The following is a 21,696-nucleotide window of genomic DNA, read 5'->3' on the forward strand; positions in this document are numbered from 1 at the left end:
CGCCACTCACGGACCCACAGACCCGCGAGTCGGCAGTTTCGGGAGCCCGAAACACACGCTGACGACTCGCTTTCCCCGCAAGGAGCGGACGTGCAGATCGGTGACCTGATCCGCCGGGCCGGGCGCCAGTACGGCGCCGCGCCCGCGCTGGTCGACGGCGAGCGGGTGGTGAGCTTCGCCGAGTTCGATGAGCTGACCGACCGGCTGGGGCACGCCCTGCTGGCGGGGGGCCTGGAACCCGGCGACCGGGTCGCGGTGTTGCTGCCCAACGGGATCGACGGCGTGGTCGTGTACTACGCGCTGGCGAAGTCCGGGCTGGTGCGGGTGCCGCTCAACGCCCGGGAGACGGCCCACGAGCTGGCCTTCAAGCTGTCGGACTCGCAGGCGCGGGGGTTCGTGGGCGCCGCGGACCCGCCCGGTCCGGTGGAGATCGTCGTGGACGCCGGCCTGCTCCCGGACCTGATCGCGGGCGCGCCGGACGGGCCGTGCGACGTACGGCGCGATCCCGATGCGCCCCTTCGCCTCGCCTACACGGGCGGGACGACGGGCAGGCCCAAGGCCGTGGTGCTCACGACCCGCAGCGAGCTCGCCGAGGTGGACAACTTCCTCGTCGACCTCCTGCCGAACCTGCGCCCGGACTCGGTGATGCTGCACGCGGCGCCGATCACCCACGGCAGCGGCGCGTTCTTCCTGCCGCACCTGGTGAAGGGGGCGGCCAACGTGATCGTCGGAAGGTTCTCGCCGGGGGCGTTCCTGGAGGCGGCGCAGAAGCATCGCGCCACCACCACGTTCATGGTCCCGACGATGATCGGGATGCTGCTGGAGGATCCCGCGGTGGCGAGCGCGGACCTGGCGCTGGAACGGCTCTGCTACGGCGGCGCCCCGATCGCGACGACCGTGCTGCAGCGGGGGATCGACGTCCTCGGCCCGGTGTTCACCCAGCTCTACGGGCAGGCGGAGGCGCCGCTGGCGATCACCTGCCTGCAGCCCTGGGAGCACACGCCGGAGCGGCTGACGTCGGCGGGCAAGCCGTACACGTTCGTCGAGGTGGACATCCGGTCCGAGGGCCGTTCGGTCGGCGTCGACGAGGTCGGCGAGGTGCTGACCCGCGGCCCGCACACGATGCAGCGCTACTGGCGGCGCCCCGAGGCGACCGCCGAGACGAAGGAACCCGACGGCTGGCTGCACACCGGCGACATCGGCCGCTGGGACGCCGAGGGCTACCTGCACCTGCTCGACCGCCGGCACGACGTGATCATCTCCGGCGGGTTCAACGTCTATCCCCGCGAGGTGGAGGACGCCCTGCTCGCCCATCCCGCCGTCGTCGAGGCGGCGGTCGTCGGCCTGCCCGACGAGAAGTGGGGTGAGCGGGTGACGGCCGCCGTCGTGCTCCGCTCGAGCGCGGACCCGGAGGAGATCCGGGGCTTCTGCGCCGAGCGGCTCGCGGGATTCAAGAGGCCCAAGGTCGTGGAGATCTGGGCCGGACTGCCCACCAGCCCGGTCGGCAAGTCGCTGCGCCGCGAGGTGCGCGACCGGATGCTGGCCGCCACCCACCCAGAGGACGCCTGATGCTCGATCCCTACCAGCTCACCGTGCACACCCTGACCCTGCGCCAGCTCGGCACCGCGTCACAGCTCGCCGAGGTCACGGGCCAGGAGCTCGCCGACGTCGAGGCCGGCCTGGAGAAGGCCGCCGCCGACGGCGCCGTCGTGGCGGCGAAGGACAAGTACATGATCAGCCCTGCCGGCCGGACCCTGCTCGACGAGGTGTACCCGACGGCGTTCGGCACCTTCCGGTCCTCCCCACAGATCGGGGAGGCCATGGATGCCTTCGAGACCGGCGTCAACAAGCAGGTCCTGGCCCTGACCACGGACTGGCAGACGAAGGAGGTCGGCGGGGAGCGGGTGCCCAACGACCACGGCGACGCCGACTACGACGCCGCGATCGTCGACAAGCTGGCGCGGGTGCACGAGAAGACCGCCCGGGTCCTCGCGCCGCTGAGCGCGGAGGACCCGCTGGTCGACCGCTTCCTCGACCGGATCGGCACCGCGCTGACCCGGGCCGAGGGCGGCGAGACGGACTACGTCAGCGGCGTGCGCGTGGACTCGGTGCACACGGTGTGGTTCCAGCTGCACGAGCACCTGCTGCGGCTGACCGGGCGGGAGCGGCCGGAATGAGTGCTGTTCTGAACTCCGGCGTGGGGTATCGCTGGCTGGTCCTGCCCACCGGTGACGAGCCGTCGCGGGAGCTGGTGGGCGGCAAGGCCTGGAGCCTGTGGCGCATGGGCTCGCTCGGGCTGCGGGTGCCGCCGGCGTTCGTGGTGACGACCGAGGCGTGCGCCGCGTACTTCGCCGGCGGCGGGCTCCCGGAGGGGCTGGTGGAGGAGCTGGCGGCCGGGATCCGGGGGCTGGAGGCGGCGCTGAACCGCACCTTCGGGAGCGGGCCGCGGCCGCTGCTCGTCTCCGTGCGGTCCGGGGCCGCGGTGAGCATGCCCGGGATGATGGACACCATCCTCGACCTGGGGATCACGGACTCCGTCGAGGAGGCGCTCGCCGCCGAGACGGGGGATCCGGCCTTCGCGGCCGAGGTGCACCGGCGGTTCGCCGGGTTCTACGGGCGGCTCGTGCTGGGCTGCACCGAGGACCTGGAAGACCTGCCTGATACCGCCGCCGTGCGGGCTGCGGTCAACGCCGACACGGGGTCGTCCGTTCCCGCCGATCCCTGGGAGCAGCTGCACTCGGCGGTCGCCGCCGTGTTCGCGTCGAGCCGGTCGCGGCGGGCGGTGGCGTACCGGAAGCACTACGGGATCCCGGACGACCTGGGCACGGCGGTCACGGTGCAGGCCATGGTGTTCGGGAACCTCGACGCCTCCTCCGGGACGGGCGTGCTGTTCAGCCGCAGCCCGGTGACGGGGGAGCGGGAGCCCTACGGGGAGTACCTGGAGCAGGGGCAGGGCGAGGACGTGGTGTCCGGCCGGGTCACGCCGTCGCCGTTGTCGGCCTTGGCCTCCCGGTCGCCGCAGGTGCACGCCGAGCTCCTGAGGGCGGCGGAGTGCCTGGACCGGGAGGGGCGGGACGCGCAGGACGTCGAGTTCACGGTGCAGCGCGGGGAGCTGTTCCTGCTGCAGTCGCGGCCCGCCAAGCGGACGGCGCGGGCGGCGGTGCGGATCGCGGTGGCGCTGGTGGACGAGGGCTCCGTCCCGCCCTCGGAAGCCGTCCGGCGGGTGACCGCCGAGCAGGTGCGGACGCTGCTGCGCCCTGTCCTGGCCTCTGTGGACGGTGCCGCGGTGCTCGCGACCGGCACGGCGGCCAGCCCGGGCGTCGCGTCGGGGATCGCGGTGGCGACGCCCGAGGAGGCGACCGCCGGGACGATCCTGGTCCGGCGGGCCACCAGCCCGGACGACGTGCACGGCATGATCGCCGCCGCGGCCGTGGTCACGGAGCAGGGTGGGGCGACCTCGCACGCCGCCGTGGTGAGCCGGGCGCTGGACACGCCGTGCGTGGTGGGCTGCGGGGCGGGGACCGTCGATGCCCTGGTCGGACAGCTGATCACGGTCGACGCGGGATCGGGCACGGTCTACGCCGGTGAGCTGCCGACGACGGCCGCCAGCGAGTCCGGGGACGACGACCTCCGCCGGCTGTGCGAGTGGGCGGAGGCCGAGGCTCCGGTGCGGGTGGTCGATCCGGCCGACCTCGCCGACCCGGCTCGCGGCGAGGGCGTATCGGCGAGCGGTGCAGGGGTGCCGCGCGAGACCGGGGCGGGGGCGACCGTCGAGGTGCCCGGGCCGGTGTTCGACGCGGATTCCGTGCCTCCGGAGGAGCTGGGGGAGGACCTGCCCACGATCCCGCCCGGCACCCGGACGGTGCGGGGTGCGCTGTTCGCGACCTCCGAGGGCGTGAAGGCCGCCCTGGAGGCGGGGGTCGAGGTGATCGTCGCGGGCAACCGGCTGCCGGTGCTGCTGGCGGCGATCGAGCACGGAGACGGAGCTCGTGGAGTCGACCGTCGGGGCGGAGACGGAGCTCGTGGAGTCGACCGTCGGGGCGGAGACGGAGCTCGTGGAGTCGACCGTCGGGGCGGAGACGGAGCTCGTGGGGTCGACCGTCGGGGCGGAGACGGGGGTCGCGGAGTCGACCATCGACACGACGGAGGAGGGCGATGAGCGCGCCGACGGATGAGGTGCCGGAGTCGGTGACCTTCCGCGAGGTGCAGGAGATCCTGCGGACCTTCTCGGACTCGGGCTGGACCGGCATGACCGTGGAGCTGCACGGGATGCGGATCACGGTGGGGAAGCAGGGGCCGCCGGCCTCCGCGCTCGTCGGAGCTGTCGGATCCGGTGCCGCTGATCCGGCTTCGATCTTTTCGGGCACGTCCACCGGCCCCGCCGTGGGCGCTCCCGGCGGTGCGGCGGCGCAGTCTCCCCGGACCCCGACTCGGGGCGCCGAGGGCGCGACCCGCGAGGTCGGTGGCGGTGGAGGTGCGGCACCGCCGACTCAGGCCCCGACTCCCGCGGAGCCAGGGTCCGACTCGCAGGATGTGAGCGGGTGTGTCGCGGTGAGCTCGCCCGCGGTGGGGGCGTTCTGGGTGGCGCCGTCGCCCGGGCAGCCGCCGTTCGTCGCAGTGGGGGACGTCGTCGCGCAGGATCAGCAGCTCGCGATCGTCGAGGTCATGAAGCTGATGAACCCGGTGCTCGCGCCCGTGGCCGGGACCGTCGAGCAGGTGTGCGTCGCCAACGCGGACCTCGTCGAGTACGAGCAGACGTTGTTCTGGATCAGGCCTTCCGATGGGTAGCCCGGCGGCCGTCACCCCCCGCGTCGAGGCCCGCCCGATCACCAGGGTGCTCGTGGCCAACCGCGGGGAGATCGCGGTCCGCGTGGTCAGGGCGTGCCGGTCGCTCGGGATCGAGTCCGTCGTCGTCACGTCCACCGTGGACCGGGACGGGCTCGCGGCGCGGCTGGCGGACAGGGCTGTGTGCATCGGGCCCGCGCCGGCGGGGCAGAGCTACCTCGCGATCCCGTCCGTGCTCAGCGCCGCGCTCGGGACCGGGTGCGACGCCGTGCATCCCGGGTACGGGTTCCTCTCCGAGAATCCCGAGTTCGCCGCCGCGTGCGTGGCGGAGGGGTTGACGTTCGTCGGTCCCCGGCCCGAGGCCGTCGCGCAGGCCGGCGACAAGGCCCGCGCCCGGGAGCTGGCGAGGTCCGCGGGGATCCCCACGCTGGAGGGCTCCCCGATCCTGGAGTCGACCGACGCCGCGCTGGCCGCGGCCCGGGAGCTGGGTTTCCCTGTGCTGATCAAGGCGGCCGCGGGCGGCGGCGGGCGCGGGATGTCCGTCGTCGAGGACGAGGCCGGGCTGCGGAGCAGGTTCGCGGCCGCCGCGGAGGAGGCCCGGGCGGCGTTCGGCGACGGCCGGGTCTACCTGGAACGCTTCGTGCGCAACGCCCGCCACATCGAGGTCCAGGTGCTCGGCGACAAGCACGGGAACGTCGTGCACGTCGGGGAGCGGGACTGCACCCTGCAGCGGCGGCACCAGAAGGTCGTCGAGGAGTCGCCCGCGCCGAACATCCCCGAGGAGGTCCGCCACGACATCCGGCGCAGCGGCGTCGCGTTCGCCGAGGCTCTCGGGCTGGACAGCGCGGGCACGGTCGAGTTCCTCTACGACGCGGACCGGAAGACCTACGCCTTCCTCGAGTTCAACGCCCGCATCCAGGTCGAGCACCCCGTCAGCGAGCTGGTGTCGGGGATCGATCTCGTGGCGGCGCAGCTGCGGTCGGCCGCGGGGGAGCCCCTGCCGTTCACCCAGGACGACGTGCGGATCGACGGCCACGCCGTCGAGGTCCGGATCACCACCGAGGATCCGGCGCGGGGCTTCGTGCCGCACCCCGGCACCGTCACGGTCTGGGAACCGCCTGCGGGAGAGGGGATCCGGGTCGACTCGCACTGCGAGCCCGGGTACGTCGTGACCCCGTACTACGACTCACTGCTCGCCAAGATCATCGCCTCCGGCCCGGACCGCGACACCGCGATCGACCGGATGCTGGGCGCGCTCGACGCGCTGCGGGTCGAGGGCGTCCCGACCACGCGCGAGTTCTGCCGGGCCGCGCTCGACCATTCCGACTTCCGCGCCGGCCACGTCACCACGGACTGGATCGCCCGCCGCGGCCTGCCCGACTACCTGGAGAGCGTCCGATGAGTTACCTCGACATCGCCCCGGAACGCCGGAAGATCCAGATCATCGACCAGACCCTGCGCGACGGCCCGCAGAGCTGGTGGGGGATGAAGCTGCGCCGCGACATGGGGCTGCCGATCGCCGGCGAGCTGGACCGCACCGGCTTCCACACCATCGACCTGGTGGGCAGCTCGATCTTCGAAGTGCTTGCGCGGCACTGCAAGGAGGACCCCTGGGAACAGCTGATCTCGCTGTCGAGGGCCATGCCGCGCACCACCGTCCGGGCCGGGACGCGCTCCAACGGCATCGTGACCTTCGGGCTCACCGCGGACAGCGTGATGGACCTGTGGGTGCAGCGGCTCGTCGCCCACGGCATCGGCAGCTTCTGGATCTACGACGGGCTGTTCAACACCGACAAGATCGGCCGGCTGGTCAAGACCGCCCAGGCCGAGGGCGCCAGGGCGATCCCGTGCATCCTGTACGCGGACAGCCCGTACCACACGGACGAGTACTACGCGGCCCGCACGCGGGAGCTCGTCGCGCTCGGTGCGGACGGGATCGAGCTGGAGGACGCTGCCGGACTGCTGACCCCGGAACGCACCCGCACGCTCGTCCGCGCGATCAAGGCGGCGGCGCCGGACATCCCCGTGGAGATCCACTTCCACAGCAACAACGCCCTCGCCCCGATCAACTACCTGGAGGGCGTGCTCGCCGGCGCCGACGTCGTCCACACCGCGTCGAAGCCGCTCGCGGCCGGGGTCTCGTTGCCCAGCACCGAGAACACCGTGGCGAACCTGCGCTACGCCGGGTACGACGTGGATCTCGACGAGACGCGGTTCGCGCCCGTCGCGGAGCACCTGCTGCGGGTGGCGGAGTACGAGAACCTGCCGGTGGGGCAGCCCGCGGAGTACTCGCTGTTCCTCTACCGCCACCAGCTCCCGGGCGGCATGACCGGCACCTTCAAGGACCAGCTGAAGGCGCGCGGGATGGAGGGACGGTTCGAGGAGGTCCTCGACGAGATGTCGCGGGTGCGCGAGGAGCTCGGCTACCCGGTCATGGCCACGCCTTTCTCCCAGCTCGTGGGCACCCAGGCGGTGCTCAACGTCGTCACCGGCAAGCGGTACGCGGTGGTCCCGGACGAGGTGATGATCTACGCGCACGGCTTCTACGGCGACCCGGTGGCGCCGCTGGACCAGAACGTCGTCGACACGATCATGAGCTCGGCCAAGGCCAAGAGCTACCAGGACTGGCACCCGCCGCAGCCGAGCCTGCAGGAGCTGCGGCACCGGTTCGGCGAGAACATCTCCGACGACGAGCTGATCCTGCGGCTGTTGGTGCCGGAGGCCGATGTGGACGCCATGCGGGCCACCCCGCAGCGGAACCGGGACTTCGCGCCGACCACGACGCAGGCCCGGTTCATCCGGGAGCTGGTGGAGACGTCCGTGGGGGCCTACCTGCACATCGACGGGCCGGGCTTCGAGCTGACCCTGGAAGGCGATCACTAGTGGGCGAGCTCGGGGTGGGACGGCCGACGAAGCGGAGGCCCGGGGCGGCCGTCGGGGGCCTGCCGGTGGCCGATCCGCGCCCCCTGTTCGACGACGGCGCGGTCCTCGGCGTCCGGTGCACAGCCTGCCGCTACCCGGCGGCGCAGAGTGGGATCCCCTGGTGCCCTTCGTGTTACGGCCCCGTCGAGGCCGCCCGGTTCACGGCGACCGGCGCCGCCTGGTCGTCGACGGTCGTGCGGATCCCGGTGGGGGAGCGGCGGCCACCGTTCGGCCTGGCCTATGTGGACCTGGACGACGGCCCGCGGGTGCTGGTGCACCTCGCCGAGCCTGCGGTACTGACCCTCGGTGCCCGCCTCCGGATCACCGGGACGGACGCGGGCGACCTCGTCGCGGAGGTGCAGCGGTGAACCGGCCCATGCTGTGGGGTGTCGGGACCAGCGACTACGGGCTCCAGCCGGAGAAGCGGGTGGAGGAGCTGGCCTGGACGGCGATCGCCGAGGCGGTCGCGGACGCGGGCATCACGCCGGGCGAGATCGACGCGATCGTCGTCGGCTCGGTGTTCGGGCCGCCCGGCGTCGCCACCCGGGTGCAGCGGGGGATCGGGCTGCCCGGTCTTCCGATGTGGACGGTGGAGAATGCCTGCGCCAGCGGGACGAGCGCCTATCACGAGGCTGTGGAAGCGGTGCGGCTCGGGCGGTTCCGGTGCGTGCTGGTGCTCGGCGTCGACCAGATGTCCACCTTGTTCTCCGGTGCGATCGTGCCCGAGGCGACCGATCCCGAGGGGGCGGCGTCGCTGCCGCTGCCGGGGCTCTACGCGCTCGCCGCGCAGCGGTACGTCCAGGAGTTCGGGGTCACGCCCGAGCAGCTCGCGGCCGTCGCCGTCAAGAACAAGCGGAACGGGCTCGACAACCCGCGCGCCCAGCTGCGGAAGGGAGCGCCGACGGTCGAGGAGGTGCTCGGCTCGCGGATGATCGCCGATCCGCTGACCTTCCTGCAGTGCTGCCCGACGAGCGACGGCGCGGGGGCGCTGATCGTCGGTGGGGAGCGGGGCAACCCTGACGACCTGCGGATCGAGGCCTCCGCGATGGTGTCCGGCGCGCTGTGGGACCACCGCAGCCAGGAGGTGTGGGGCTACGCGAGCGTCGCGCGGGCGGCCGAGCAGGCCTTTGCACAGGCCGGGCGGACGCCGGAGGAGATCGACGTCCTCGAGGTGCACGACGCCTTCACCATCGGCGAGATCCTGACCCTCGAGGCCCTCGGGCTGGCGCCGCGGGGCAAAGGGGCGGAGCTCGCGCCCTCGGGGCACACGGCGCGGGACGGGGCACAGCCCGTCAACCCCAGTGGGGGGCTGCTCTCGCGGGGGCATCCGTTGGGCGGCACCGGAACCGCGCAGATCGCCGAGATCGCGTGGCAGCTGCGGGGACGGGCGGGAGCGCGGCAGGTGGGGCGGCACCGGGTCGGGCTGGTGGAGACGATGGGGGGCGGCGCGGCGGGGATGGACGGGAACGCCTGCGTCGTCACGATCCTGTCGACGGGCTGACCGACGTCGCAGAGGTGTGTTTCGGCCTACGGAAAGTGCCGACTCGCGGGTCTGGGGGTGCCGACTCGCGGGGGTGGGGCCGGCCCGGAACGCCGGGCCGGCCCGGGGAGGTCAGTTGTAGGGGTAGAAGCCGCCGCCGGTCTTGCGGCCGAGGCGGCCCGCGGCGACCATGCGCTGCAGGAGCGGGGGAGCGGCGTAGAGCGGCTCCTTGAACTCGGCGTACATCGAGTCCGCGACGGAGCGGATGGTGTCCAGGCCGATCAGGTCGGACAGCGCGAGCGGGCCCATGGGGTGCGCGCAGCCCAGGACCATGCCGTTGTCGATGTCCTCCTTGGAGGCGGTGCCGTTCTCGAACATCCGGATCGCCGAGAGCAGGTAGGGCACCAGGAGGGCGTTGACCACGAAGCCGGAGCGGTCCTGGGCGCGGATGGGGTGCTTGCCCAGCGAGTCGGTCATGGCCTTCTCGGCCCGCGCGATCGTCTCGTTCGACGTGGTCAGGGCCGGGATGATCTCCACGAGCCGCTGGACCGGGGCCGGGTTGAAGAAGTGGATGCCCAGGACCTGCTCGGGGCGGCTGGTGGCCACGGCGAGCGTGATCAGCGGGATCGAGGACGTGTTGGAGGCGAGGATCGCGTCCGGGCGGGTGACGACCTTGTCGAGGGTCTTGAAGATCTCGGTCTTGACCTGTTCGTTCTCCACGACGGCCTCGACGACGAGGTCGCGGTCGGCGTGGTCGCCGAGGTCGGTGGTGTAGTCGAGGCGGGCAAGGGTGTCGTCGCGCTCGGCGTCGGTGATCTTGCCGCGTTCGGCGGCGCGGGTCAGCGAGGTGTGCAGGCGGGCCCGGCCGGCGTCGAGGGCGGTGTCGCTGGACTCGGAGACGAGGACGTGCAGCCCGCTGCGGGCGAACACCTCGGCGATGCCGGCGCCCATCTGGCCGCAGCCCACCACGCCGACTCGGGTGATGTCGGTGTCGGTCAACGTTGTTCCTTCCGTGGGTCCGGGGTGGTCGCCCCCGGGGCCTCACGGTAACCCGGGGCCTCCGGATTCCCGTCCTCCCGGGGCCGACGTCTCCGGCCTGCGATCCGCCCGACCCGACATCGCCGCCTGCAGGTCGACCCGGCGGCTGCCGGCTTCTCCTCCCTGAGGGACTGCGACCCGGGGTGAGCCCTCCTCGAGGACGCGGGCGAGCAGGAGGTGCAGGGTTTCTCGCTCGGCCGGGGAGAGCGGCGCGAAGGAGGCGGTGAGCACCTCGTCGGCCAGGCCTGCGCCCTTCCGCCGCAGGGCGGCGCCCTCCGCCGTGATCTCGTGGTGGATGACCCGGCCGCGACCGGGGGTGCGGGTGACCAGCCCGAGGCCGGCGAGCTTGATCGCGAGGGCGCCGAACGACTGGTCCGTCATGAACGTGAGCTCGGCCAGCTCGTGGGTCGAGGCGCCGGGGTGGGCGGCGACGTGTCGCAGCGCGTCCCACTGCGACAGCGTGGTCCCGATGCTGCGCAGCCTGTCGTCCAGCTCGCGGTGGTGGCGGTGCTGCAGCCGCTTCACGGCCAGGCCGATCGCCTGCAGGTCGGGTATGCGCACGGTGCGAGGCTAGCAGTGAGTAAGTCTCCTTGTATATATAAGGATCCTTGTTTATGGTGGCTGCATGACCGACGATCTCGGCTCCGGCCGACCCCTCCTGTTGCTGCACGGTGGTGCGGGACCGCTCTCCGTCCGCGCCTTCGGCGGCCTGCTCGCCGAGGACTTCCGCGTCCTCGTCCCGACGATCCCGGGCTTCGACGGCACCCCACGCCCGGACCACCTGCGCACCGTCGACGATCTGGCCGTGCACTGGCTGGACCTGCTGGCCGAGCTCGACCTGCGCGACGTCACCGTCGTCGGGAGCTCGGTCGGCGGCTGGACGGCGGCGCGGATGGCCCTCGAACCCGGTGACCGGGTCGGGCGGGTGGTGCTGCTCGACGCCGTGGGGATCGACGTGCCGGGGCAGCCCATCGCCATGATCGACCCGGCCTCGCTGCCGCCCGAGCGGGCCGCCGTGTTCGCGGCCAACGCAGCCGTCCTCGCCTCGTACGCGGGCGAGCCGTACATGCACGATCCGACGTTGCGGGCGCGCCTGGCCGGGGTCCGGGTGCCCACGCTCGTGGTGTGGGGCGAGAGCGACGCCGTGGTGACCCCGGACTACGGGCGGGCGTACGCGGCGGCCATCCCGGGCGCCGAGTTCGTGCTGGTCGAGGGTGCGGGGCACCTGCCCCAGATGGAGCAGCCGGAACGGACCCGCGCGCTCGTCCGGGAGTTCGCGGCGCGCTGAGCGCCCGTCAGGCGGTGCGGCGCAGGAGCAGCACGGTGTCCTGGACGGTCGCGGTCTCGCCGTCCGGGCCGGTGGCGACCCGTGGGACGTTCTCGCAGCGCTCGACCGTCCATCCCGGGCCGAGGTCGAGCTCGGCGAGGACCTGCGCGGGGGTGGGGAAGACGGCGTCCTGGTTCCAGGACCAGGGCGCGGCCGATCCGTGGTCGACGAGCGCGAGGCGCCCGCCGACGGTCACCTCGGCGGCGGCGCGCCGGAGGATCGCGGCGCGCGGGATCTCGACGGGGCTGTGGAAGTAGCTCGCGTGGAGCAGGTCGAAGGGGCCGGTGGGTGGCGCCGTCTCCGCGAGGTCGGCGGCGATCGCGGTCACCGTGAGGCCCGTCGCGGCGGCGGCCTGCCGGACCCGGCCGACGGCGGTGGGGGAGACGTCGACGGCCGTGACGTCCCAGCCCAGGCCGGCCAGCCAGAGGGCGTCCCCGCCCTGTCCGCAGGCCAGCTCGCACGATCGGCCCGGAGTGGCCGGGAGATCGCCGAGCAGCGCCACCAGCGCGGCGTTCGGGCGGGTGCCCCAGGTCGGGTCGGTGTCGAGGTAGCGCTGCTCCCAGAACTCGGAGCCGGTCTGCGTCATGGCACCAGTCTGCGAGCTGTCGGTGCCGGGTGGAAGCGGCGTTGCCGGAACGGCAAACCTCAGCCCGCGGTGGGGCAGTAGCTCGCGTGGGCGGCGTCGACGAGGGCGCGGGCGTCCCGGGCGAGGAAACCGTTCGAGATCCCCGCCGAGACGAGGTCGGAGCGGCTCGCGCCCTTCTTCAGGGCGTCGCAGACGGTGTGACCGAGCGCGATCAGGTCGCCGCCCGCGACCCCGCTGAACGACGGCCTGCCCGACACCGCGGCGAGGAACGCCCGGTCCCCGGTGGCGACGGCGGAGGCCGCGGACGCCTCGATCCGGCCGGCGTCGATCGCGGCGGTGGAGATGCCGGCCAGCGCCGCGCTCGCCCCGACGATCACGGCGCAGAGCGTGGCGGGCAGGACCCACCGGGGCGCCCGGGCCCGGGTCGGCGGCAACGGCGGGGTGAAAGCGGGGTGAGCGCCGGGGGGTGCCCACGGAGTGCCGGGCGGAGCCTGGGGGCCCTGCTGCGGCCAGGGGTGGTGGGCGCCCGGAGCGGCGGGGGCCCGCGGGGGCCGGGGTCCCGCCGGCGGGGTCCACACCGGACCGCCCGCACGGTGCGGGTGGTGGGGTGGGACGGGACCGGGCGGAACGGGGCCGGCGGGCGGTGTCGCGGGGCGCGGACCGGGGCCCTGCATCCGGTGCCGGCCGGGGCCGGTCGGGCCGGTGCCGGCCGGGCCCGTCGCAGTCGGGCTCGTCAGGGTCTGGCCGGGCGCTGCCGGGCCGGGCAGCAGCGGGCCGGACACTGCCGGTCCCGGCTGAGCGTCCGGTCCGCTGCGCGGTGCCGGGATCGGCGCGGCCGCCTCCGGCGCGACGCCGCGCTGCTGGGGCACCGTCGGGACGCCCCTCGGCGCCACCTCGCCCGCCCTGCCGTCCTGCTGGTCGTTCGCGGCCATCGTTCCCCCCGGAATCCCCCGCCCTACACCCTGGACATCGTCCGGGCGGGGGCGGGGCTTACACCCCTGACGAGTGAACAGCCCCGGGGATGTCGTCGTCCACCGGAATCGACTGACCGGGGCAACCGGACAACACGGACGCGATGGCGTCGTGCTCGGCCTGCGTGACCCACAGCGCGTACTTCTTCTTGACGGCCACCTGCCGCGCCACGTAGTCGCAGCGGGAGGAGCGCTGGGGCGGGAGCCAGGTGGCGGCGTCGCCGTCGCCCTTGCCCATGTTGGTCGGCCCGTCGACGGCGAGCAGGTTGAGCGGGTCGTTGCCGAGGTTCTTGCGGGTCGGCGCGTCGAGCTGCTGCGCACCCTTCTGCCAGGCGTCGGACAGCGCGACGACGTGGTCGATCTGCACGGCTTCGCTGGTGCCCTGGCCGCGGGTGAACGCGATCTTCTTGCCGGTGTAGGGGTCGGCGAGGGTGCCGGTGAGCACCACGCAGTCGTGGGTGCCGGGTTTGAAGGTCTCGCCGGTCATGTCCCGGGCGAGGACGTCGTTGCGCTGGTCGCAGCCGTTGCGGTCGACGTCGGACCAGGCCGGGCCGAACGCGTCGCGGTCGTAGCCGGTCTTCGGGGCGCGCCCCTTCACCGGCAGCGCGGCGAGGACGTCGGCGGCGGCGCCGGCAGGTGCCGCCGTGTGGGCGGCGGGGAAGGCGATCGGGAACTGGCCGGCCACGGTCGCACACCCGGACGCGCAGGTGAGGACGAGCAGGAACGGGAGCAGGCGGGGGAGCAGTGCACGCACGCGACGATCCTGGCCGTCCGTGATCGTCCGGCGGTGGTGACACGCCGTGACGATCGGGTCACCACCAGACGTGCAGCTTCTCCGGGTTCCCGACGTGCCACACCGCGGTGACGACGAACCGCCCGTCCGGGCCCGGGCCGACGGTGAACGCCCCGGCCGAGGCCGGCAGGCTCGCCGTCGCCGGGGTGGTGAAGCCCGGCTCGCCGTTGACCAGCACCGGCCGCCACGTCGCCGGATCCAGTTCGGGCCCGTAGCGGTCCATCAGCCCGGCCAGCAGTCGCGCGACCCGGTCCGCGCCGGCCACCGGCCGCAGCGCGTTCGGGGCGATGCCGCCACCGTCGCCGGTGAACACGACGTCCGGGTGCAGCAGTCGGACCACGGCCGGCCAGTCCCCGCGGGCCATGGCCTCGGCGAACGCGGCCAGCACGGCCTGTTCGGCGGCGGCCGGGACGCGGGCGGGCAGGGCGGCCTCGCCGACCTTGCGGCGGGCCCGCGAGGCGTGCGCGCGGGCGGCCTCCTCGCTGCAGCCCAGCACCTCGGCGATCCGGACGAAGGGCGTGTCGAGGGCATCGTGCAGCACGAGCGCGACGCGCTGCGCCGGGCTGAGGGTCTCGAGCACCAGGAGCGCGGCGAGCCGGACGTCCTCGCCGCGGACCACCCGGGCCAGCGGGCCGTCGTCCTCGGGGGTGGTGACGAGCGGCTCGGGCAGCCACGGGCCGACGTAGGACTCGCGGCGCGCGGCCGCCGAGGTGAGCCGGTCCAGCCCGATCCGCGCGACGACCGTCGTCAGCCAGGCCTTCGGGTCCCGCACCTCGTCGGCGTGGACGGACCAGCGCAGCCAGGCGTCCTGGACCGCGTCCTCGGCGTCGGCGAGGCTGCCGGTCACCCGGTACCCGACGCGGAGCAGATGCGGGCGCAGGGCGTCGAAGACGGCGGGATCGGCACTCACGCCACCATCATCATCGAGCGCCCGCAGCCGGCGTCATCAGCTTTGACGAGGTCCTGCGGGGGCATCGGCGTGTCACCCGGCGTGTCGTTCACTCGTCCGAATGACGGAGTGCTCGTGGCCCGTTCCTACCTCCGACCGATGTAACAACCAGGTCCGAGCGGGAGATTCTCCAGCCATGAACCTCTTCTCGGACATGCTGACCGTGGCCGGTGCGTGCGCCGGGATCCTGCTGGTCGTCGTCCTGTTCCTCACCCCGGCGATCGCCGACCTCGCGGACCGGGCGGGCCGGCGCCGGCTGCCCGGGGACGCCGTGGGCTCCCTGCCCGCGACCGCGGACACGGACGACGCCGAGATCCTCGCGCTCGTCGAGGCCGTGCGCGAGCCCGCGCCGGTCGCGCTGCCGGCGCCCCGCGGGACGGTCCTGCAGATCCCGGCGCAGTCGCCGCAGCGCCAGGCCGTCCGCGAACTCGCACTGCCCCTGCAGCGCCGCGCCACCGCACCCGTCATCCCGTTCCAGCGGTCGCTGTCGACCGTCTCGCGGGACAGCTGACACCCGGGCCGACCCGTCGGCCTAGACTCGGCCCCGTGGCAGGGCGGATCCGGGACAGCGACATCGCGGACGTCCGCGACCGTGCCCGGATCGAAGAGGTCGTCGGCGAGTACGTGGCGCTGCGCCGCGCCGGGGCCGGCTCGCTCAAGGGCCTCTGCCCGTTCCACGACGAGAAGACCCCGTCGTTCAACGTCCGGCCCAGCCACGGCACGTACCACTGCTTCGGCTGCGGCAAGGGCGGCAGCGCGATCGACTTCGTCATGGAGATGGAGCACATCGGCTTCCCCGAGGCGGTCGAGCGCCTCGCCGAGAAGTGCGGCATCACGCTCACCTACGAGGGCGGCAGCTCGTCGGTCCAGCGGGACCGCGGCACCCGCACCCGGCTGCTCGAGGCGAACAAGCGGGCCTCGGAGTTCTACGCCGCGCAGCTGCGCACCCCCGAGGGCGCCCCGGCCATGCGGTTCCTCACCGAGCGCGGCTTCGGGGCGGACGCGGCGGAGCAGTTCGGCTGCGGCTACGCGCCGTCCGGCTGGGACGTGCTCACGAAACACCTGCTGGGCAAGGGGTTCTCGCTCGAGGAGCTGGAGAAGGCCGGCCTGTCGAAGCCCGGCCAGCGCGGCCACATCGACCGCTTCCACCGCCGGCTGCTGTGGCCGATCCGGGACCTCGGCGGGGACGTCGTGGGCTTCGGCGCCCGCCGCCTGTTCGACGACGACCGCATCGAGGCCAAGTATCTCAACACCTCGGACACGCCGGTCTACCGCAAGACCCACGTGCTCTTCGGCCTCGACCTGGCGAAGCGGGACATCGCGAAGTCCCGCCAGGTCGTGGTGGTCGAGGGCTACACGGACGTGATGGCCATGCACACGGCCGGCGTGCGGACGGCCGTCGCCTCCTGTGGCACGGCGTTCGGCTCCGAGCACATCAACGTGCTGCGCCGCCTGATGGGCGACGACTCGTTCGACCGCGGCGAGGTCATCTACACCTTCGACGGGGACGCGGCGGGGCAGGCCGCCGCGCTCAAGGCGTTCGACGGCGACCAGTCCTTCGCCGCGCAGACCTTCGTGTGCATCGCGCCGGACGGGCAGGACCCGTGCGAGCTGCGCCAGGCCAGCGGGGACACGGCGGTCCGCGATCTCGTGGCCCGTCGCGAACCGCTGTTCGAGTTCGCGATCCGGTCGATCCTGCGCGAACACGACCTGGACAACGCCGAGGGCCGCATCCAGGCCCTGCAGCGCGCGGTCCCGATCGTCGCCAAGATCAAGCGGGAGGACCTGCGGGACGAGTACGCCCGTCGGCTCGCGGGCTGGACCGGCTGGGACGACATCGCGATGGTCGTCCGCCGGGTGCGGGAGGAGGCCGGGGGCCCGCCCGAGCGCGGACGCCGTCGTCAGGCCCCGGTCGCGGCGCCGCAGCGGGACGATCCCCGCCTGCACCTGCAGCGCGAGGCCCTCAAGTCCGCGCTGCAGATCCCCGCGGTGGCCGGGCCGGCCTACGACGAGCTGCCCGAGCAGGTCTTCACCCATCCCGCCTACGCGCAGGTCCACCGGGCCGTGCAGAAGGCCGGCGGGGTGTGCGCCGGGATCGAGGGCCACACCTGGGTCGAGGCGGTCACGGCCGAGCTCGGGCCGGAGGAGCGGGCGCTGATCAGCGAGCTGTCGGTGGAGCCGCTGGAGCTGCCGCGCAAGCTCGTCGACGAGGCGCGCTACGTGGGCAGCGTGCTCGCCGGCGTCAAGCTCGCGCTGGTCGAGGCGCAGATCGCCGAGGTCAAGAGCCGCCTGCAGCGCACCAACCCCGCCGAGGACGAGAAGCTCTACAACGAGCTCTTCGGCGACCTGGTTCCCCTGGAGCAGTACAAGATCGCGCTCCGCGAGCAGGCGTCCGGAGCCGCGAGATGACGCATTATGGAACCATAACGCGAATTTCGGGGCCGATTTCGAGCATTATGGAGCCATAATGCGGTTCTTGGATCGGTTGTTGGGGCGGGAGGACCTGCCTGCGGGGTTCGGCGGCACGCTCGGCGCGGAGGAGCACGTCGTGGCCACCGCCGCGGTCCGCAACGGTGGGCACCTCGTGGTCACCAACCGCGGGATCTGGTTCCCCGGCGACGAACATTTCGGCTGGCACCTCGTGTCCAAGGCGACGTGGGCGGACGGGGCGATGACCTTCGTCGTCGCCACCGAGGAGGACCTGGGCAAGGCCGTCCTCCTGCACGACGGCCCGCCACGCCGCTTCCCGCTGGCCGAGCCGGGCGCCGTGCCCAAGGCGGTGCACGAGCGCGTCACCGGCTCGATCCTCCACCGCGAGCGCGCGACCCTGCCCGACGGCCGGGACGCCTGGCTCCTCGACCGCAAGGTCCCCGGCCGCGACGGCACCGTCCGTCAGATCTGGCCCCTGTGAGTACTTCTGCCCCTGGAGGCGTGACGAGCACTCACGACCCCCACTGACCCGGGAGAACGCGATGAGCAGCAGCACCACCTGGGATCCGGCCCTCTACCTGGACTTCGACGACCATCGCTCGCGGCCCTTCCACGACCTGATCGCCCGCGTGCGCACCCCCGCGCCGCGCCGCGTCGTCGACCTGGGCTGCGGGCCCGGCCACCTGACGTCCGTGCTTGCCGCCCGCTGGCCGGAGGCCGTGGTCGAGGCCCTCGACTCGTCGCCGGAGATGGTCGCCGCGGCGCGCGCCGCCGGCGTCGACGCGCGGGAGCAGGCCGTCGAGGACTGGGTTCCCCGCGCGGACACGGACGTCGTGGTGACCAACGCGGTGCTGCAGTGGGTTCCCACCCATCGCGAGCTGATCACCCGCTGGATCGGCGCGCTGCCCGCCGGGGCGACCTTCGCGATGCAGGTCCCCGGCAACTTCGGGGCGCCCTCGCACGCGCTGATCCGCGAGATCGCCGCCTGCTGGGAGACGCCGATCGGGCTGCGCACGGAGCTGGCCGTCGGGGAGCCCGCCGAGTACGCGGACCTGGTCACCGCAACCGGTGCGGTCGCCGACGTGTGGGAGACGACCTACATGCAGCGGCTGACGGGGGAGGACCCGGTGCTGCAGTGGATCCGCAGCACGGCCCTGCGGCCGGTGCGGGACGCGCTGTCCGAAGTGGACTACGCGCGCTTCCTCGACCGGCTCGCCCCGCGGCTGCGGGAGGCCTACCCGATGACCGCCGACGGCTCGACCTGGTTCCCGTTCCGCCGGATCTTCGTGGTGGCGACCCGGGTCTGATCGGGGACGGGGTCCTGGCCGGCAAGCACCCGCGCGGCCGAGACATCTTGGCGCGTAAGGGATTGTGCTCTTCCTCGGCCGTTCACCCTCCGCACCCCCGCCCGACGCCGGCTCGTCACACGAGGGGTCGAGGGTCGTCGCGCGCGGTGAGCCGCCCCCGGGCCCGCCGCCCGATCCGGACAGGCGGTCTCCCCATGGTCGACGACGGCTCCCTGGCCGTGTCGTACAGCAGGGCCGAGGGCATCCGGCCGTTCTTCGCGCCGCAGGCCAACCTGGTGACGGGAGCGGTCGTCGGGATCGCGATCCAGCCCCGGCCGCGCGACCCCGGGATGGCCGAGGTCGTGGCCGCCACCGCCGCGACCCCGGGCCGGGCCGCGCTCGACGTGGGCGCGGTGGCCGGTGGGATCCGGCGGGCCGCGGAGCTCGGTGTGCGCCTGCCCCTGCACGTCGACCTGCTCGCCGACACCGTGGCGGACGACGGCGGGGCCCTGGAGGCGTTGCACGACACCGTCCGCGAGGCCGCCCTGAACCCCGCCGACCTCACGATCGAGATCGGCCCGCCGCTCGGCGACGCCTGGGACGAGCACGCCGTCCTCGCGGGTGCCCGCGCCCTGCGCGCCCGCGGCTACCGCATCGGCGTCGCCGGGGTCGGCGAGCACGACCATCCGCTCGCGCTGATCGCCCGGCTGGCCCCGGACCAGGTCACCCTCGACCCGTGCCTGGTCGTGGACCTCGACACGGACCCGGGCGGCCAGGTCGTCCTCGACGCCGTCACGCGGCTCTGCCGCCGGATCGGTGCCGAACCGGTCGCGACGGGCATCGGCTCCGCCGCCGACCTGGAGGCGCTGCGCCGCCACGGCCTGCGGATCGGCCGGGGCCCGCTGCTCGGCGACGCCACCCGCCGTCCCGTCACCCGGCTGGCGGCCGCCCTGCCGGTGCCGGCGCCCGTGATCCGCCCCGCGGCCCGCCGCTCCGCCGGCCCGAGCAGTCTCGTGGAGTTCGTCCGGCCCGCCGTGACGCTGGCCGAGACCGCACCCGGCGACGAGGCCCGCGCGCTGTTCCGCACCTCGCCCGAGCTGGGCACCGTCGTCCTCACCACGGCGTCGCAACGCCCGGTGGCGACCCTGGAACGCGATCGTTTCCTGCTCGGCGTCTCCGGCCGGTTCGGCCACGCACTCTTCGCCGGCCGACCGGCCCGCGAGCTGGCCGACCCGCCGCGGGTGCTGCCGCTCGGTGCCGATCCCGCAGAGGCCCTCGAGCTGGTCCGCGAGGCCGATCCCCGCCGCGCGCACGACGACATCGTGGTGGTGGACGAGTTCGGCCGCTGCCGGGGCGTCGCGCGCGTCGCCGACCTGATGACGGCGATGGCCGGCCTGCAGTACGACCGCGCGCTGGCCCTGCACCCGGTCACCGGGCTGCCCGGCGTCCCGGCCCTGACCGAGGCGCTGGAGGACCGCCTCACCGCCGGTCAGGGGGCCGGGATCGGCCTGGTCACGGCCGACCTGCTGCCGCTCGGGCGGGGTGGGTTCGAGGCCGTCGTCGACGGGCAGCGGCGGGTCGCGCGGGCGGTGCTCGACACCGTCCCCCGGTTCCCCGGAAGCCTTGCCGCCCACGGGGTCGGAGACGATCTCGTCGTGGTGACGGATCTGGAGGCGCCGCCCGCGTTCGACGCCGCCTTCCGGTCCGCGCTGGCCCGCCGGGACGCACCCGCCGTCGTCACCGCCTGGCTGCGGCACCCGCCCGGCGTGCCCACCGGTGCCGCCGACGTCGCCCGGGAGCTGGCCCGGCTGCGTGCCCACGCGGCCGGCTTCGGGCCCGGTGCCGCGGTCTCCGCCGCGGCGGGCGAGCCGCCGCGGCCGCTCGCGGGCTAGCGTCTGGCGGTCAGCCCAGCAGGTTCCGCAGCATGCGCTCCGGGTCGGCGAGGAACCCGCGGTAGGCCCGGACCGGCAAGGCGTCGTCGTAGGGGACGGTGTGCAGGCCGCCGCCGTCGTCGATCTCCAGGATCCGGGCGCCCGGCAGGGCGAGCAGGATGGGGGAGTGGGTCGCGATCAGGAACTGCGAACCCGCGCGGGTGAGCTCGTCGATCCGCGCGAGCGCGGCCAGCTGACCCTGCGTGGAGAGCGCCGCCTCGGGCTCGTCGAGCAGGTAGAGGCCGCGGGGGTGGAAGCGGTGGGTGAGCAGATCGAGGAACGACTGGCCGTGGGAGCGTTCGTGCGGGGAGACGCCGCCGTAGGCGTCCAGCTCGATGCCCAGGTTCTCGATCTCGGTGGCCACGTTGTAGAAGGTCTCGGCCCGCAGGAAGAAGGTCGACCGCTCCTTGCCCGGTGCCCGGACGAGCGTCAGCGCCTCGCCCAGCGCGGACTCGCTCGCCCGGGTGGCGAACCGGAAGTTGCGCGAGCCGCCCTCGGCATTGAACCCCGCGGCCGTCGCGACGGCCTCGACCAGCGTCGACTTGCCGGAACCGTTCTCGCCCACCAGGAACGTGACACCGGGCCCGAGCTCGAGGGTCCGCCCCCGCAGCCCCGCCACGACCGGCAGCGCGAACGGGTAGGAGGACCAGTCCTGCTCGTCCCCGATCGTGATGCGGCGCAGGAAGATCCCGGCACCGCGGGGAGGCCGTACGCGGCTCAGCGGGAACCGTTCTGGTCGCCCCGCCCGCCGCTCACCACGTCCTCGACCCGGGCCCGCACGACCCCTGCCGCACCCTGCACTGCCGGATGGTCCGCCACCCGCTGGTACGTCCGGTGGAGCTGCTCGTAGCGCTCACGACCGGCCTTGGCCCCCAGCACGTAGCCGACCGCGGCACCGATCAGGAACTTCAGCATCTCGCCTCCGGGGTGATGGGTCCGCCGACACCCATCCTGCCCCACACCCCCGGACGTGGTCGGTCCCGGGGCCGGGGAGGGGGGTCGGCAGGGGGTCGGAGGGGGTGTTGTAGGGTTCCTGACGTCAGCGAGCGGGGCACCGATCGCGACACAGCGGTCCTCCGTAGCTCAATTGGCAGAGCATGCGACTGTTAATCGCAGGGTTACTGGTTCGAGTCCAGTCGGAGGAGCTTTCTCCCCAGGTCAGCGGCTTCCAGCCCGGCCAATCACAAGATCACGGTAC

22 protein-coding genes and 1 tRNA gene are annotated in these 21,696 nt (G+C 73.7%); 15 read left to right on the forward strand and 8 right to left on the reverse strand.

Annotation, left to right across the window (positions count from 1 at the left end):
- The first annotated feature begins 90 nt into the window (after positions 1-90).
- The 8 genes from ABD324_RS25440 to ABD324_RS25475 are packed head-to-tail and all read left to right on the forward strand — an operon-like array spanning position 91 to position 9,208.
- A complete protein-coding gene (locus tag ABD324_RS25440) occupies positions 91-1,569 on the forward strand; it encodes a class I adenylate-forming enzyme family protein (RefSeq protein WP_344422120.1) in 1,479 nt (492 codons plus the stop codon).
- On the forward strand, positions 1,569-2,177 hold the full coding sequence (locus ABD324_RS25445; protein WP_344422123.1) for a hypothetical protein: 609 nt from the start codon (positions 1,569-1,571) through the stop codon (positions 2,175-2,177). The genes ABD324_RS25440 and ABD324_RS25445 overlap by 1 nt, the downstream gene beginning before the upstream one ends.
- Positions 2,174-4,159 carry a pyruvate, phosphate dikinase gene (locus ABD324_RS25450; RefSeq protein WP_344422126.1) on the forward strand — a complete coding sequence of 662 codons (1,986 nt, stop codon included), beginning with the start codon at positions 2,174-2,176 and terminating at the stop codon, positions 4,157-4,159. Before ABD324_RS25445 ends, ABD324_RS25450 begins: the two co-directional genes overlap by 4 nt.
- Positions 4,156-4,788 (forward strand): acetyl-CoA carboxylase biotin carboxyl carrier protein, encoded by a 633-nt coding sequence (locus ABD324_RS25455; protein WP_344422129.1) that lies wholly within the window; start codon positions 4,156-4,158, stop codon positions 4,786-4,788. Before ABD324_RS25450 ends, ABD324_RS25455 begins: the two co-directional genes overlap by 4 nt.
- A complete protein-coding gene (locus tag ABD324_RS25460; protein WP_344422132.1) occupies positions 4,781-6,187 on the forward strand; it encodes an acetyl-CoA carboxylase biotin carboxylase subunit in 1,407 nt (468 codons plus the stop codon). Before ABD324_RS25455 ends, ABD324_RS25460 begins: the two co-directional genes overlap by 8 nt.
- Positions 6,184-7,668 carry a carboxyltransferase gene (locus ABD324_RS25465; protein ID WP_344422135.1) on the forward strand — a complete coding sequence of 495 codons (1,485 nt, stop codon included), beginning with the start codon at positions 6,184-6,186 and terminating at the stop codon, positions 7,666-7,668. Before ABD324_RS25460 ends, ABD324_RS25465 begins: the two co-directional genes overlap by 4 nt.
- Before the next feature lie 14 nt (positions 7,669-7,682).
- A complete protein-coding gene (locus ABD324_RS25470) occupies positions 7,683-8,075 on the forward strand; it encodes a Zn-ribbon domain-containing OB-fold protein (RefSeq protein WP_344422138.1) in 393 nt (130 codons plus the stop codon).
- A complete protein-coding gene (locus ABD324_RS25475; protein ID WP_344422141.1) occupies positions 8,072-9,208 on the forward strand; it encodes a thiolase family protein in 1,137 nt (378 codons plus the stop codon). Before ABD324_RS25470 ends, ABD324_RS25475 begins: the two co-directional genes overlap by 4 nt.
- A 111-nt stretch (positions 9,209-9,319) precedes the next feature.
- Here the strand turns inward: ABD324_RS25475 and ABD324_RS25480 are convergent, their stop codons facing one another.
- Both ABD324_RS25480 and ABD324_RS25485 read right to left on the reverse strand, forming a co-directional pair.
- Positions 9,320-10,186, reverse strand: a complete 867-nt coding sequence (locus ABD324_RS25480) for a 3-hydroxybutyryl-CoA dehydrogenase (protein WP_344422144.1) — start codon at positions 10,184-10,186, stop codon at positions 9,320-9,322.
- A 42-nt stretch (positions 10,187-10,228) separates the two neighbouring features.
- Positions 10,229-10,786, reverse strand: a complete 558-nt coding sequence (locus ABD324_RS25485) for a MarR family winged helix-turn-helix transcriptional regulator (RefSeq protein WP_344422147.1) — start codon at positions 10,784-10,786, stop codon at positions 10,229-10,231.
- A gap of 64 nt (positions 10,787-10,850) precedes the next feature.
- Between ABD324_RS25485 and ABD324_RS25490 the strand changes: the two genes are divergently transcribed.
- Positions 10,851-11,513, forward strand: a complete 663-nt coding sequence (locus tag ABD324_RS25490) for an alpha/beta fold hydrolase (protein ID WP_344422150.1) — start codon at positions 10,851-10,853, stop codon at positions 11,511-11,513.
- A 7-nt stretch (positions 11,514-11,520) separates the two neighbouring features.
- Here the strand turns inward: ABD324_RS25490 and ABD324_RS25495 are convergent, their stop codons facing one another.
- From ABD324_RS25495 to sigJ, 4 genes are all read right to left on the reverse strand, one after another.
- A complete protein-coding gene (locus ABD324_RS25495) occupies positions 11,521-12,138 on the reverse strand; it encodes a class I SAM-dependent methyltransferase (protein ID WP_344422153.1) in 618 nt (205 codons plus the stop codon).
- A 59-nt stretch (positions 12,139-12,197) separates the two neighbouring features.
- Positions 12,198-12,515: a DUF732 domain-containing protein gene (locus tag ABD324_RS25500; RefSeq protein ID WP_344422156.1), complete on the reverse strand. Its 318-nt coding sequence runs from the start codon at positions 12,513-12,515 to the stop codon at positions 12,198-12,200.
- A gap of 613 nt (positions 12,516-13,128) precedes the next feature.
- Positions 13,129-13,863: an HNH endonuclease family protein gene (locus ABD324_RS25505; protein WP_344422159.1), complete on the reverse strand. Its 735-nt coding sequence runs from the start codon at positions 13,861-13,863 to the stop codon at positions 13,129-13,131.
- A gap of 58 nt (positions 13,864-13,921) precedes the next feature.
- Positions 13,922-14,812, reverse strand: coding sequence for an RNA polymerase sigma factor SigJ (gene sigJ, locus ABD324_RS25510; RefSeq protein WP_344422162.1), 891 nt, complete (start codon positions 14,810-14,812; stop codon positions 13,922-13,924).
- 175 nt (positions 14,813-14,987) lie between these two features.
- On the opposite strand from sigJ, the gene ABD324_RS25515 reads away from it, so the two are divergent.
- From ABD324_RS25515 to ABD324_RS25535, 5 genes are all read left to right on the forward strand, one after another.
- On the forward strand, positions 14,988-15,362 hold the full coding sequence (locus ABD324_RS25515) for a hypothetical protein (RefSeq protein ID WP_344422165.1): 375 nt from the start codon (positions 14,988-14,990) through the stop codon (positions 15,360-15,362).
- 35 nt (positions 15,363-15,397) lie between these two features.
- Positions 15,398-17,260: a DNA primase gene (gene dnaG / locus ABD324_RS25520; protein WP_344422168.1), complete on the forward strand. Its 1,863-nt coding sequence runs from the start codon at positions 15,398-15,400 to the stop codon at positions 17,258-17,260.
- 58 nt (positions 17,261-17,318) lie between these two features.
- Positions 17,319-17,762 (forward strand): hypothetical protein, encoded by a 444-nt coding sequence (locus ABD324_RS25525; RefSeq protein ID WP_344422171.1) that lies wholly within the window; start codon positions 17,319-17,321, stop codon positions 17,760-17,762.
- A gap of 61 nt (positions 17,763-17,823) precedes the next feature.
- Entirely contained in the window at positions 17,824-18,588 is a 765-nt protein-coding gene (locus ABD324_RS25530) for a trans-aconitate 2-methyltransferase (protein WP_344422174.1), read from the forward strand.
- A 194-nt stretch (positions 18,589-18,782) separates the two neighbouring features.
- Entirely contained in the window at positions 18,783-20,459 is a 1,677-nt protein-coding gene (locus ABD324_RS25535) for an EAL domain-containing protein (protein WP_344422178.1), read from the forward strand.
- Positions 20,460-20,469: 10 nt separating this feature from the next.
- Here the strand turns inward: ABD324_RS25535 and ABD324_RS25540 are convergent, their stop codons facing one another.
- Together ABD324_RS25540 and ABD324_RS25545 are read right to left on the reverse strand one after the other, a co-directional pair.
- Positions 20,470-21,117, reverse strand: coding sequence for an AAA family ATPase (locus ABD324_RS25540; protein WP_344422181.1), 648 nt, complete (start codon positions 21,115-21,117; stop codon positions 20,470-20,472).
- A gap of 98 nt (positions 21,118-21,215) precedes the next feature.
- Entirely contained in the window at positions 21,216-21,413 is a 198-nt protein-coding gene (locus ABD324_RS25545) for a hypothetical protein (protein WP_344422184.1), read from the reverse strand.
- Positions 21,414-21,570: 157 nt separating this feature from the next.
- On the opposite strand from ABD324_RS25545, the gene ABD324_RS25550 reads away from it, so the two are divergent.
- Positions 21,571-21,643: transfer RNA gene (locus ABD324_RS25550), tRNA-Asn, on the forward strand.
- Positions 21,644-21,696 lie beyond the last annotated feature (53 nt).

This window comes from Pseudonocardia ailaonensis, assembly GCF_039531635.1.
In the GTDB taxonomy this organism is placed as follows: domain Bacteria; phylum Actinomycetota; class Actinomycetes; order Mycobacteriales; family Pseudonocardiaceae; genus Pseudonocardia; species Pseudonocardia ailaonensis.

Bases quoted from the DNA above. Each gene is read 5' to 3' on its own strand.
- ABD324_RS25445 (WP_344422123.1), top strand. From the start codon at position 1,569: ATGCTCGATCCCTACCAGCTCACCGTGCACACCCTGACCCTGCGCCAG.
- ABD324_RS25450 (WP_344422126.1), top strand. From the start codon at position 2,174: ATGAGTGCTGTTCTGAACTCCGGCGTGGGGTATCGCTGGCTGGTCCTG.
- ABD324_RS25455 (WP_344422129.1), top strand. From the start codon at position 4,156: ATGAGCGCGCCGACGGATGAGGTGCCGGAGTCGGTGACCTTCCGCGAG.
- ABD324_RS25460 (WP_344422132.1), top strand. From the start codon at position 4,781: ATGGGTAGCCCGGCGGCCGTCACCCCCCGCGTCGAGGCCCGCCCGATC.
- ABD324_RS25465 (WP_344422135.1), top strand. From the start codon at position 6,184: ATGAGTTACCTCGACATCGCCCCGGAACGCCGGAAGATCCAGATCATC.
- ABD324_RS25490 (WP_344422150.1), top strand. From the start codon at position 10,851: ATGACCGACGATCTCGGCTCCGGCCGACCCCTCCTGTTGCTGCACGGT.
- ABD324_RS25495 (WP_344422153.1), bottom strand. From the start codon at position 12,138: ATGACGCAGACCGGCTCCGAGTTCTGGGAGCAGCGCTACCTCGACACC.
- ABD324_RS25515 (WP_344422165.1), top strand. From the start codon at position 14,988: ATGAACCTCTTCTCGGACATGCTGACCGTGGCCGGTGCGTGCGCCGGG.
- ABD324_RS25525 (WP_344422171.1), top strand. From the start codon at position 17,319: ATGCGGTTCTTGGATCGGTTGTTGGGGCGGGAGGACCTGCCTGCGGGG.
- ABD324_RS25530 (WP_344422174.1), top strand. From the start codon at position 17,824: ATGAGCAGCAGCACCACCTGGGATCCGGCCCTCTACCTGGACTTCGAC.
- ABD324_RS25535 (WP_344422178.1), top strand. From the start codon at position 18,783: ATGGTCGACGACGGCTCCCTGGCCGTGTCGTACAGCAGGGCCGAGGGC.
- ABD324_RS25545 (WP_344422184.1), bottom strand. From the start codon at position 21,413: ATGCTGAAGTTCCTGATCGGTGCCGCGGTCGGCTACGTGCTGGGGGCC.